The 13,356-nt window shown below is 39.7% G+C and carries 9 protein-coding genes and 1 pseudogene; 8 read left to right on the plus strand and 2 right to left on the minus strand.

The features are described from left to right. The first annotated feature begins 84 nt into the window (after nucleotides 1-84). From V7K69_RS27885 to V7K69_RS27900, 4 genes are all read left to right on the plus strand, one after another. Entirely contained in the window at nucleotides 85-687 is a 603-nt protein-coding gene (locus V7K69_RS27885; RefSeq protein ID WP_335040489.1) for a hypothetical protein, read from the plus strand. A gap of 433 nt (nucleotides 688-1,120) precedes the next feature. Beyond that, nucleotides 1,121-5,107, plus strand: a complete 3,987-nt coding sequence (locus tag V7K69_RS27890; RefSeq protein ID WP_335040491.1) for a magnesium chelatase subunit H — start codon at nucleotides 1,121-1,123, stop codon at nucleotides 5,105-5,107. Between the two features lie 180 nt (nucleotides 5,108-5,287). Next, nucleotides 5,288-7,009: a GmrSD restriction endonuclease domain-containing protein gene (locus tag V7K69_RS27895; protein ID WP_335040507.1), complete on the plus strand. Its 1,722-nt coding sequence runs from the start codon at nucleotides 5,288-5,290 to the stop codon at nucleotides 7,007-7,009. A 179-nt stretch (nucleotides 7,010-7,188) separates the two neighbouring features. Continuing rightward, nucleotides 7,189-7,407, plus strand: a complete 219-nt coding sequence (locus V7K69_RS27900; protein WP_335040493.1) for a hypothetical protein — start codon at nucleotides 7,189-7,191, stop codon at nucleotides 7,405-7,407. Between the two features lie 318 nt (nucleotides 7,408-7,725). Here the strand turns inward: V7K69_RS27900 and V7K69_RS27905 are convergent. Continuing rightward, nucleotides 7,726-8,759: pseudogene (locus tag V7K69_RS27905) on the minus strand (GAF domain-containing protein); the annotation flags it as partial. A gap of 432 nt (nucleotides 8,760-9,191) precedes the next feature. On the opposite strand from V7K69_RS27905, the gene V7K69_RS27910 reads away from it, so the two are divergent. The 4 genes from V7K69_RS27910 to msrA (V7K69_RS27925) all read left to right on the plus strand — a co-directional run bounded on the left by V7K69_RS27910 (nucleotide 9,192) and on the right by msrA (V7K69_RS27925) (nucleotide 12,245). Next, the gene (locus V7K69_RS27910; protein WP_335040495.1) at nucleotides 9,192-9,719 is read left to right on the plus strand and encodes a DM13 domain-containing protein; all 528 of its coding nucleotides are present in this window, start codon (nucleotides 9,192-9,194) and stop codon (nucleotides 9,717-9,719) included. Nucleotides 9,720-9,908: 189 nt separating this feature from the next. Continuing rightward, the gene (locus V7K69_RS27915) at nucleotides 9,909-11,228 is read left to right on the plus strand and encodes a 2Fe-2S iron-sulfur cluster-binding protein (RefSeq protein ID WP_335040498.1); all 1,320 of its coding nucleotides are present in this window, start codon (nucleotides 9,909-9,911) and stop codon (nucleotides 11,226-11,228) included. A 176-nt stretch (nucleotides 11,229-11,404) separates the two neighbouring features. Next, entirely contained in the window at nucleotides 11,405-11,551 is a 147-nt protein-coding gene (locus V7K69_RS27920) for an L-histidine N(alpha)-methyltransferase (RefSeq protein WP_335040500.1), read from the plus strand. Between the two features lie 16 nt (nucleotides 11,552-11,567). Then, entirely contained in the window at nucleotides 11,568-12,245 is a 678-nt protein-coding gene (msrA, locus tag V7K69_RS27925; RefSeq protein WP_335040502.1) for a peptide-methionine (S)-S-oxide reductase MsrA, read from the plus strand. 49 nt (nucleotides 12,246-12,294) lie between these two features. On the opposite strand, the gene msrA (V7K69_RS27930) is transcribed toward msrA (V7K69_RS27925), so the two are convergent. Next, nucleotides 12,295-12,786, minus strand: a complete 492-nt coding sequence (gene msrA, locus V7K69_RS27930) for a peptide-methionine (S)-S-oxide reductase MsrA (RefSeq protein ID WP_335040505.1) — start codon at nucleotides 12,784-12,786, stop codon at nucleotides 12,295-12,297. Nucleotides 12,787-13,356 lie beyond the last annotated feature (570 nt).

Raw genomic sequence — 13,356 nt, forward strand, 5'->3', positions numbered from 1 at the left:
CTATTTTTTCTCGAAGATCTACAGAGTATGACTTCATTTAAAAGTATTTATATTTTAATCTAGTGTACCTTACAACAGACGGAAGTGCTGTATAGTGACTTCTCACTCTCGAAAGTCAAACGCGACTTTAACTTAACTACAGTTGAAAATGGACGGTTTTTACCAGAAACACAGTCCATAGAACCTAGTTTTTACGTCAAAGAAGCACTAAGCGAAGGACTACCACTAGCAACAGCAACTGGTTCACAAAAAGCTCGTTCAGAGTTAATTATTAGTCCAATACTCGTAGAAGTTCGGAAAATTCTTGAACGCAAAGTCAGCTTTTTTTCGGGTGAAGATTTTACCGTTGCATCGGAGCTAGGCTTAAGTGGAGTATGTGATTTTTTAATTAGCCGCTCACCCGAACAAATATTTATTGAAGCTCCTGCGATCGTAATTATTGAAGCGAAAAAAGGTGATTTAAAACCTGGTTTAGGACAATGTGCAGCAGAAATGATTGCCGCGCAAAAGTTTAATGAAATCAATAATATACCGATTAAGACAATTTATGGTAGCGTCAGCAGCGGTACGGCTTGGCGATTTTTGAAATTAGAAGGGCAAACATTGAGTATTGATTTGAATGATTATACCGTTCCGCCAGTGGAAATACTTTTGGGAATGTTGGTTTGGATGGTGCGGGAAGGTTGAAGAATAATTCAGATATTTATAGATCCGAGTTACTTTCTGCTTACTCTAAATTTTTAATTAAGAAATTATAGTAATTAGGCGATGCCTACAATCCTCTACACCTAAGCATTTCGCCAAATATCAAAATTTTACAACCCGCTTGTGCGGGTTTTGTTTTGTAGCTGCAATAATATAGATAAATAGCTATTTAACTATAAAAATATATTACAAAAAGTTTACAAATAAGTGAGTCAGTACTTTTATGTAAAGTCAACAATTACAAAGAAATATTTCGTTTTTTATATCGATTTGTGTCATATAAGGGATAAAATGCCTACTGGGCAAGCGTTTTCTGATAAAAAACAGATATTGCCTAAAGATCACAAGTTACCTGTGGCTGATGATGCCGCTAGGAACTTACAGAGAGAACACGCATCAAAGGAGCCGAAGAAGCATGTTCACACACGTCAAGTCCACCATTAGACACATTGCGCCTGATAACTTACGCGGACGTAGTTTAATCAAGGTGGTCTATGTCGTGCTTGAGTCCCAGTACCAGAGTGCTTTGTCGCAAGCAGTTCGCACGATTAACGCGAACAATCCCAACTTGGCGATTGAAATCAGCGGGTACTTGATTGAGGAACTCCGCGACCCAGAGAACTACGAGGAGTTTAAACGAGAAATTGAGAGTGCGAATATCTTCATCGCTTCCCTCATTTTCATCGAAGACTTAGCACAGAAAGTTGTAGCAGCAGTAGAACCACACCGCGATCATCTCGATGTTTCCGTTGTCTTTCCCTCTATGCCAGAGGTAATGCGCCTGAGTAAAATGGGCAGCTTTTCTCTGGCACAGTTGGGTCAGTCGAAGAGTGCGATCGCGCAATTCATGCGGAAACGCAAAGAAAAATCCGGTGCGGGATTCCAAGATGGGATGCTGAAGCTTTTGCGAACCCTACCGCAAGTGCTGAAGTTTTTACCTATGGATAAGGCACAGGATGCCCGAAATTTCATGCTCAGTTTTCAGTATTGGCTAGGTGGTTCTCCAGAAAATCTGGAAAACTTCTTGCTGATGCTAGCTGATAAATATGTATTTAAAGGTTTAGACAAACAAAATTTTGCACCTTCTACTTATGAACAGCCGGTGGTTTATCCCGACTTAGGGATTTGGCATCCTTTGGCTCCCAGTATGTTTGAAGATGTCAGAGAGTACCTCAATTGGTATACGGCTCGTAAGGATATTTCTAGCGATCTAAAAGATCCTCTAGCTCCTTGTGTCGGGTTAGTATTGCAACGCACTCACCTAGTTACAGGGGATGATGCCCATTATGTGGCGATGGTGCAGGAATTGGAAGCACTAGGCGCACGGGTACTACCTGTGTTTGCTGGTGGTTTGGATTTCTCCAAGCCTGTGGATGCCTACTTCTACGAACCCACTACTAATACACAGTTGGTAGATGCAGTGATATCGCTGACTGGTTTTGCTTTAGTAGGTGGCCCAGCTAGACAAGACCATCCCAAGGCAATTGAATCACTCAAACGCTTAAATCGTCCTTACATGGTGGCCTTACCCTTAGTATTCCAAACCACAGAAGAGTGGATGGATAGCGATTTAGGGTTACATCCAATTCAAGTAGCTTTGCAAATTGCAATTCCAGAATTGGATGGAGCAATTGAGCCGATTATCTTATCGGGTAGAGATGGAACTACAGGGAAAGCGATCGCACTGCGCGATCGCGTTGAAGCGGTAGCCGAACGCGCTTTAAAATGGGCTAACCTCCGCCGCAAGCCGAAGCTTGAGAAAAAAGTCGCCATCACCGTTTTCAGTTTCCCGCCAGATAAAGGCAACGTGGGAACCGCCGCTTACTTGGATGTATTCGGCTCAATTTACGAGGTGATGAAAGCCCTAAAAAATAACGGCTACGACTTACCAGATTTGCCAGAATCCGCCGAAGCGTTGATGCAAGAAGTCATCCATGACGCTCAAGCGCAGTATAACAGCCCTGAACTCAACATTGCTTACAAAATGTCGGTTCCTGAGTATGAGGCACTTACCCCCTACTCTCAACGTCTAGAGGAAAACTGGGGCCCACCTCCGGGACATCTCAATAGCGATGGGCAAAATCTGCTGATTTATGGTAAGCAATTTGGTAACGTTTTCATCGGTGTCCAACCCACATTTGGTTACGAAGGCGACCCGATGCGGCTGTTGTTCTCCCGTTCAGCTAGTCCTCACCACGGTTTTGCTGCTTACTACACTTACCTAGAGCAAGTTTGGAAAGCTGATGCTGTACTGCACTTTGGTACACACGGTTCCTTGGAATTCATGCCAGGTAAACAGATGGGGATGTCTGGTGATTGTTACCCAGATAACTTAATTGGCTCAATTCCCAACTTGTATTACTACGCAGCCAATAATCCGAGTGAAGCGACAATTGCCAAACGTCGGAGTTATGCCGAAACAATTTCTTACTTGACACCTCCAGCAGAAAATGCTGGTTTGTATAAAGGTTTGAAGGAACTCAGCGAATTAATTGCTTCCTACCAAACCTTGAAAGATAGTGGACGCGGCGTTTCCATTGTCAACAGCATCATGGATAAATGCCGGATCGTGAATCTGGATAAGGATATTCACCTGCCAGAAACCGATGCCAGAGACATGAGTGCCGATGAGCGAGATAATATTGTTGGCAACGTCTATCGCAAGTTGATGGAAATTGAGTCGCGGTTGTTGCCTTGTGGTTTGCACGTCATTGGTAAACCTCCAAGTGCAGAAGAAGCGATCGCAACTCTTGTAAACATTGCTAGTCTAGATCGTCAAGAAGAAGGAATTCAAGGCTTGCCGGGAATTATCGCCAATAGCATTGGGCGTAACATTGACGATATTTACCAAAATAACGACAGAGGCATTTTAGAAGATGTCCAGTTATTGCAAGATATCACCTTGGCAACCCGTGCAGCAGTTACCGCCCTTGTCCAAGAGCAAATCGACGCGGAAGGACGAGTTTCTTTAGTTTCCCGGTTGAATTTCTTCAACATGGGTAAAAAAGAACCTTGGGTAGAATCATTGCATAAAGCAGGTTATCCCAAAGTTGATAACGCCGCCCTAAAACCCCTATTTGAGTATTTGGAATTCTGCCTAGAACAAGTTTGTGCCGACAACGAACTAGGGGCATTACTCAGAGGCTTGGAAGGTGAATACATCCTACCTGGCCCTGGTGGCGATCCCATCCGCAACCCGGATGTATTACCCACAGGTAAAAATATCCACGCACTCGATCCGCAATCCATCCCCACAACAGCAGCAGTCCAATCAGCCAAAATCGTTGTAGATAGGCTTTTGATCCGTAACAAGGCGGAAAATGAAGGAAAATGGCCAGAAACCATCGCCTGCGTCCTCTGGGGAACCGATAACATCAAAACTTACGGTGAATCCCTAGCACAAATTATGTGGATGGTGGGTGTGCGTCCAGTTCCCGATGCCTTGGGACGGGTGAACAAGTTGGAATTGATATCTCTAGAAGAGTTGGGACGACCCAGAATTGATGTAGTAATCAACTGTTCTGGTGTATTCCGCGACTTGTTCATCAACCAAATGAACCTCCTAGACCAAGGGGTGAAAATGGCAGCTGAGGCAGATGAACCCTTAGAAATGAACTTTGTTCGCAAACACGCTTTGCAGCAAGCCGAGGACATGGGGATTAATCTGCGTCAAGCAGCGACTCGCGTTTTCTCCAACGCTTCTGGTTCCTACTCGTCAAATATCAACTTGGCGGTAGAAAACAGCACTTGGGACAGCGAAGCCGAGTTGCAGGAAATGTATCTCAACCGGAAATCATTCTCCTTCAATTCCGATAACCCTGGAATCATGGATGAATCCCGGCAGATTTTTGAAAGTACATTGAAAACTGCTGATGCAACTTTCCAAAATTTGGATTCTTCCGAGATTAGCTTAACGGACGTTTCCCACTACTTCGACTCAGATCCCACTAAGTTGGTGGCAAGTCTGCGGGGTGATGGTAAAAAACCAGCATCTTATATTGCAGATACAACCACAGCTAACGCCCAAGTGCGGACATTATCAGAAACCGTGCGCTTGGATGCGCGTACCAAATTATTAAATCCCAAATGGTACGAGGGGATGTTGTCTCACGGTTACGAAGGTGTGCGCGAACTCTCCAAGCGGTTGGTGAATACAACAGGTTGGAGTGCGACAGCCGGCGCTGTGGATAACTGGATTTATGAGGATACTAACGAAACCTTCATCAAAGATGAAGAAATGCAGAAACGGTTGTTGAACCTTAATCCCCATTCTTTCCGCAAGATTGTATCAACTTTGTTGGAAGTGAATGGACGCGGTTATTGGGAGACTAGCGACGAGAATTTAGATCGTCTGCGCGAGTTGTACCAAGAAGTTGAAGACCGGATTGAAGGGATAGACTAGTTCAAAGGAGTGGAATCAGCGTAAATCATTAGGGTGGGCAAATAGCCCACCTTTAAGTTTAAATGGATTGCACACTAATAAAAATAATTAAGAAAGCAGTATGAGTATTACACCTAAAGGTATAAGCATATTGGAATTATATCGTCTTTATAGAGAAAATAATCTTATTGTAAATCGTAGATACCAAGTAAACTTGTATGGGCGAAAATAGAAAAAGCATCTTTAATAGAAAGCATCCTTTTAAAATATCCTATTCCACTAATTTTATTTGGCAAGTTTAAAAAAGATGGAAAAGATATGTATGAAATCATTGATGGAATGCAACGATTAAATGCCATTTTTTGCTTTATCGAAAACCAATTTTCAATTGATGGTAAGTTTTTTGATGTAACAAAGCATCCATTAGCTAATGAACTAAGTAATCAAGGAATATTTAAACGAATAGAAACAAGCATAGAAAATTTATTGAATGCTCAAAAATGTATAGATTTTTTAGAATATTCATTAGCCGTTACTATCTATGAGGCTAATAGTAACAAAGAGATTGAAGATGTATTTAATAGAATTAATTCCAACGGAAAACATTTGTCCCCTCAAGAAGTTAGATCGGCTGGAGTTACCAGCAATTTTGCAGAATTAGTTAGATTATTAGCTTGTGAAATTCGAGGTGATGTATCAAAAGAAATTGTTCCTCTTTCAGAAATGCCTGAGATTAGTATTGATTCTAAATCTATAAATTTAGGATATGGAGTTCTTGCAGAAGATACATTCTGGTGTCGTCAAGGTATTATAAGTAACTCTGATTTGCGCGAGAGTGCAGATGAACAATTGTTAGCAGACATAATACTTTCTATAGCTTTAGGAAAACCTTTTCCAACAAGAAAAGAAAACTTTGATAATTATTATGGCAAGGGAGACGTAGATAAATCAGATGAAATAGAATTAGCAGTTACACGATATGGAACAGAAAGCCTTAAAGAAGATATTAAAGCCATACTATCACAGATAAAAAATGCTGTTAATTCAGTTTCATTAATAGACTCAGGAAATGATAAAAACTTCCTCAGAAAGATTCTTAGTCGTGATGGAGGAGTTAGCAATCCAGTTAAAGAGCCATTTTATACATTATTTATGGCTTTTTATGATCTAATTATACAAGAATCTAAAGAACCTTTTGATTATCAGGCAATTTTCAAGGCGGTAATGGGACTTATGGCAAAAATAGAAGTAAGTTCTAGTATTACAGCAGATAAACGAACAAAAAATATTGGTCTTACGAAAGGACTAATTCAAAATTATTTTAAATTATCAACATCAACAACTCGTAGTAGTGGTTCTTATGCAATAGATTTGGAGAACTATTTGAGACGCTCTAAAACAGAAGCTCCAAATTATGATTTTAAACAAGGATTATTGTCATTAAACCGTTCTAATCGGAGTTTCGATAACAATTGCTTTGAAAAAATTTGTCAAAATATTGCGGCAATAGCAAATTTAGGCAAAGGAAAAAGAGGATACATATTTTTGGGAATATCTGATAAAGACAAAGATACTGAACTTATTGAGGCACTTGATCAAATATCTGCACCTAAATTTTTCCCATTCGGTATTGTTGGAATAGAAAGAGAGGCTAAAATTCAAAGTATAACAATCGATCAATATATACTAAATATTAGTCGAAAAATTAGGGATTCTAAATTACCAGAATCGCTAAAAACCAGCGTTAACACAGGATTAACACCTATTACATATCATGATCACACAGTATTGATGATTGAAATACAAGCAGGAAAAGAACCTGTATGGTATGAAAATAAGCTCTATATCAGAGATGGACATGAAAAACAACCTCAAGAGTTATCTGGTGAAAAAATTAGTGCCGTATATAACTTGTTTCAATAGCAAGATATTATTGGCAACTTCGCAAAATTGAGAATTGAATGCCTAAATAAAGCGATCGCTCATCTTCCATAAAGGCGATCGCATTATTTTTGAGGTTTTCTGCAAGGCGATCGCTTAGTTTTTGAGGTTTTCTGTAAGACGATCGCTCCTCATCAACTATCGAAGCATAAAATTAAAGCATGACTATTCAAAAAACAGATATGCTAAAAACGCTTTGGGCTACAGTTAGGGAAGGAAAAATCGAATTGCTGGAGTCAGAGGAATTACCGGAAGGGACAAGAGTGTTAGTGACGCTGCTTCCTGATGATGAAACTGAATTTTGGCTTCAAACCAGTCAAACATCACTTTCATCAGTTTGGGATAACACTGAGGATGATGTCTATGCCCAACTACTCTAAAAATGACATCATTTTGGTTCAGTATCCCTTTTCAGATTTGTCCAGTTCAAAAGTTAGACCTGCTGTTGTTGTAAGTGCGCCACATGTTTCTCAAGACATCCTAATTACACCCTTGACGAGCAAAACCGGAGCATTGCTAGAAGGTGAGTTTGTCTTGTCCGAATGGTCAGCAGCAGGGCTAAACGTGGCTACAGCAGTCAAGAGAGGTTTATACACAGTGCATAAAAGCTTAGTTGTAAAAGTGATTGGCAATAGAGAATTTACTCGGTTGGTTTACTCACTGCTGCTACTGTACTTCAAAAGACTGATAACCGCTATATCCACTTCCCATTTAATCCCATCTCCTGCTGAGACTGCCTCACAAGCATTGCGAACAATATTAATAAACACTTGTTTTAGCTTATCTTTATCTCCTAAGATTTTGACTGTAGGTAACGCTGGAATAAATTCGATTTGCCGTGAGAACGCTTCTGGCATCTCGCACATTGGCATCAGTAATTCACAAATAAATTCATTCACATCCAATTCACACAGTTGCAATACCTGGGGTTTGGCATAAAGCAAAATTTCACTCAGCAGATTTTCTAGCCGACTAGCCTCACTAAGTGCCAGCGATAATTGCTCAAGAGCCGCTTCAGTCAAAACAGTTTTTTTAAAATACTTCAATCCCATAATCATTGTTGTTAGTGGATTGCGAATTTCATGCACAATCATCGCCGCAAATTCACCAATAGCTGCCAGCCGTTCCTGTTCTAAAAGCTTGGCTTGGGCTGCTTGTAGTTCTGCGGTGCGTTTTTCTACCTCAGTCTCCAGGATATGATTAAATTGGCACTGCTGCTGGTAAAGATGGTAATGGTCGATCGCAGTAGCAGCACGTTCGGCGAACAATTCCACAATTTGGATTTCTTCTTTGGTAAATTCCCTTGCTTGCCGATGAAAAGAGCAAACAGTACCGAAGACTTGACCTTCGGTAGTTTGCAAGGGTATACCTAAATATGCTCGATAACCTGGCGCAGGTTTACCATATTCTGGATTAGCCACAGCATCCTCAACAGCTAATGTGCGCCCAATTTGCATAACTGTAGCAATCAATCTACCATGCAGTGCATAAACACAAGGTGGATCTTCGGACATTTCCAGACTACTCGCTAGAATAGTTTCAAACCCTTCTTGGCAAAAGGTAACAACCGTCCAATCAACTGCAATCAGTTCGCTGACTCCACGGCAATGTTATGTAAATAGCTACCTATCTCACCAGTGCGATAGTTCAAAGAGGACAAACGTGCTATTATCTGCCGTTCCCCCTGCCAAGGCTGTTGCAACAACATTTCTTCATCATCGGCTTTGCTCATGGATGCTTGTTGCATGGTTTAGCAAAATAAGTTAAAAAATCAAATATTAAATATTGGATTTTCCAGGTGTTAACTCTGGATATCCTAATAATTTTGATGTGGAAATTTTACTAGATAAATGTGCTATTTATGCAGAAAAAGTATGAAATTTTACTTAAATAAATGTAAATTTATACAACAAATAGCAAGCAAACATCAGGCTATTCATTGACAACCTACCGTATCTTTTTTTACACTTAATCATCAGTAACCTAAAAATTTAAATTTTGCTGAGAAATCTGTAAGAAGTTTCTAAGGAAAATATCAGTTTTTTAGATATCAATCCTTATCTATTCATAATTCTTAGATGAATTATTTAAGCAATAATCAGTTTAAAGTTCAAGCCAAGAGCTATATTGCTGATTGAGGCATTGAGGATGAGGAATTGAAATCATGAAATTAAGACATTTATTAATACTGGGCTTGTCTTCTCTTGTCATGGTTGGCTGCGTCCCCGAAGTATCAAAGAACCAGGCTAATCAAAGTCCTATAGCTGTGAATGCCTCTGTTCCCGTGTCTTCAACTCAGGCGAAACCGTTAGCCAAGTCAGCACGATCTCCAAATTCAACTGCTATGAAGTTAGGCACATTTGTTTCTGGAGAACAAAAAACTCAAGGGAAAGTTAGTATTACCACTAAAGACGGCAAATCATTTTTGGAGCTTGATGAGTCATTTAAGACTTCTGAATCAGGGCCAGATTTAGTAGTAATTTTACATCGTTCAGATAAGGTGATTAATTCAACTAAGCCACCATCATATCCTTTAAAAAACGGAGATTATTTTATCCTAGCTCCGTTACAAAAATATAGTGGCGCTCAAACATATTCCATTCCTCAAAACATCAATTTAGCAGACTACAAATCCATCGCTATCTGGTGTCGCAAGTTTAATGCTACTTTTGGCGCTGCTAGTTTGAGTTAGTAAATATTAACCAACAAATTGCTAAAAAATATTCCGCTTGGTCGCTTGGGTCAACCACAAGACGTTGTTTCTTTAGTCGCGTTTCTGGCTGCGGCTCCGAGGTATGGTCTTGAAATTATTCCTCCACCTACTACTGCATCTTCGCAGGTATAGCCCAACATCACTAAAAGTATTAGACAGGAAACAACGATGCTAGAAAGTCTGGGAAGAATTAAGAATCCATTAGTCAGAAGTATAGCCGCAGCAGCTACAGTTGGTTCGGTAATTACCTTATCTGCTGCTGTTGTAATTGGAGTAACCAATGCCAAAGCTAAATCTGCCTATCAATTTGGTGTCTATTCCTCACTGTTTGGAACAGCTAGTGGTGCAATATTTGGTTTAGTTTATACAAACAAAGCAAGTGGAAATAAATCTACTCCAGACCTCAAATCATCAGATAGTCATGTTTGGCAAGATTGGCGAAATTTTGTTATTGTTCGTAAGGTGAAAGAGAGCGAAGAAATTACTTCTTTCTATTTACAACCTGAAGATAAAGGGGAAATTCCTAACTTTCAACCAGGGCAATTTTTAACCATCAAACTTGATATACCTGGACAGGATAAGCCTGTAATTCGTACTTACTCACTTTCAGATTATCCTGAAAAATGTGAATACTATCGCCTCTCAATTAAGCGGGAAGCTGCACCGAACGGATTAGATGTTATGCCCGGTATAGCATCTAATTTTATGCACGATCGTATTCAAAAAGGTTCAGTAATTCTAGCAAAACCACCAAACGGTAAATTTGTTTTAGATGTGCAGAAATCTATCCCCATAGTGTTGATTAGCAATGGTGTGGGAATTACACCGATGATTAGTATGGCGAAAGCTTGTAGTCTTCTTAATCCTATTCGTCCTATTTGGTTTTTACATGGTGCTAGAGACGGAAAATTTCATGCTTTTCGGGATGAAGTGAGGAAAATTGCAGGGCAAAATCATAATCTGAATATGCATTTTTGCTATAGTCGTCCTACACCTGAAGATAGAGGTAAATACCACAGTGTTGGTTATGTTGATGCTACTCTTATTCAAGAGTTAGTACGACAAGAAGCGGAGTATTTTTTGTGCGGTTCTCCATCTTTTATGCAGTCCATAATGCAAGGGTTGAAGGAATCGGGAGTACCTGACAGTAGAGTATTCTTTGAATCTTTCGGTAAACCGATGAAAAGTCAGTCTGATAAACAAACTGCGATCGCAACTGGAGATAAGAGATTTGCAGAAATTGTCTTTGCCAAATCTGGCAAAATTTTGATATGGCAACCTAATGATGGGACTATCCTAGAATTTGCCGAAGCCAATGATATTAATCCACCTTTTAGTTGTCGTGTAGGTGTTTGTGGTACTTGTATCTGTAAAATCCGCGAAGGTATAGTTGCTTACCAAGAACAACCAACTGCAACAACTGATAAGGGTTCGGTGTTAATTTGTATTTCTCAACCTGGAACTGCAAAATTGGTGTTAGATATCTAATAAATTCCTCTAATAATCAAGTAAGTTTTTCTATGCCTTAAGGAGAGCAATAAATTGAGGATTCAACAAAAATAAGATTCTCGCTTTCGCTGGATTAATTTACATTCGTCTCAGCTATCAATTCAGGAAGACACAGATATTATTCAAGCACTAAGCAATCAACCTAAAACCTTACCATGCCGTTACTTATCGATGACCAAGGTTCAGAACTATTTGAGCAAATTTGTGAACTGCTAGAATACTATCCAACTCGCATCGAGCAAGCAATTTTAGAAACATCTGAATTCTGTTTTGATAAATTCGGTTCTTCGTCTATTAAATAAAGGAGTTCACAATCTCATGTCAATTCATAACTTTACTCTCTCCCGTCAGTTATTACGCAACTTGTCCATCATTTCCCTGACTTTTGTACTCCTATACGGTGCATCTCGTGTGATGCTTTCTGCTCCCGCCACTGATATTTCTACTGTTGCACCGCAGGGAAAGCAAGTAGCGGTTTTCGCTGGTGGGTGCTACTGGGGAATGGAAGCAGTTTTTGAGCATCTATTAGGTGTTTCTGATGTCGTTTCTGGCTTTTCTGGAGGCGATGCAAGAACCGCAGACTACACACTTGTCAGTGCTGGATTAACTAATCATGCTGAATCCGTAAAAATCACTTACGATCCATCAAAAATATCATATAACCAGCTTCTGAAGGTCTACTTTTTGGTAGCGCATAACCCAACAGAGTTAAATCGACAAGGCCCAGACTCAGGTAAGCAATATCGTTCGGCGATCTTTTTTGCTAACGATGAGCAGAAACAAGCTGCACAAGAATATATCGCTCAACTCAACAAATCGCAAATCTTCGACAAGCCGATTGTGACGGAATTAGATCCTTTGAAAGGTTTTTATCAGGCTGCGGCATACCATCAGAATTATATAGTGCATCATCCGAGCGATCGCTATGTGGTAATGAATGACTTGCCGAAGCTGGCTAAACTTCAAGTAAAGTTCCCTGATATGTATAGCAAGTAAGGGGATTTACAGCATTCGACTCTTAACATCCCCTTGAACCAGTGAAAGATTAGCCTATCCTGTAAGATGCTCGTCCATGCTTCTCCAGATATTGCTGATGATACTCTTCTGCTCTATAGAATTGTGATGCAGCTACAATCTCCGTCACAATTGGATTTTTGTGATAACGAGAACTATTTTCAAGCTGCTCCTTGGAGGCTCTTGCTAATAATTCCTGCTCTGGAGTGTGGAAAAATATCACTGACCGATATTGATAACCAACATCTAGCTCCTGATGGTTTGATGTTGTGGGATTGTGCTTATTCCAAAACACATTTAGCAGTTCATTATAAGATACTATTGTTGGATTGTATTCCACTTCCACTACCTCAGCGTGTCCAGTTTTGCCTCTACAGACATCTTCGTAGGTTGGATTATCAAAGTGTCCCCCACTGTAACCAACTGCTGTAGAAGTTACTCCCTTTACTTGATGAAATGCTGCTTCAACTCCCCAGAAACAGCCTGCTCCAAATGTCGCTTTTTGTAGATTAGTATTTTGCATATCTTTGACAACTCTTTTATGATAATTTTAAGTGAAACTTATCGAATCAGACAGATATTTTATAAGGAAATATTTCCTTAAGACTGCCTGATTTATTTTAATTATTAGAGTGACAGATTATTCTGACATGAGTCTGATACAAAGCTGAATATTATCTAAAAATTGGAAAAATAGTTTAATTTAAAATTTATATACTACAGTACGGCGTAAATAAAACACCCATTACAAATTAATGAAAGGCTTGTAGTATCCGAATTATGCCAAGCTGTACTAGCTTTTGCTAACTATAGGAATATTTCTTAGAATACTCACTATTTCAATTGGGTCTAACCGTTTAGTATAATCTGCATCAACAAAAGCATAAACGATTTTTCCGTCTCGATCAACTACAAATGTAGCTGGAATAGGTAGTTCAAAAGACTCATCTCCATTGTATCTAGGTAACACATGACCCTTTGACTCTAATATAGGTCTTAGAGGTTGTTTGAAAAGTTTCTAGAGGTCAGAAATTATGCCAAACGCCTCACCATGATACGGATCATGGCAATATAAATAAAAGTCTCCGATGTT

The organism is Nostoc sp., from assembly GCF_036917775.1.
GTDB lineage: Bacteria > Cyanobacteriota > Cyanobacteriia > Cyanobacteriales > Nostocaceae > Nostoc.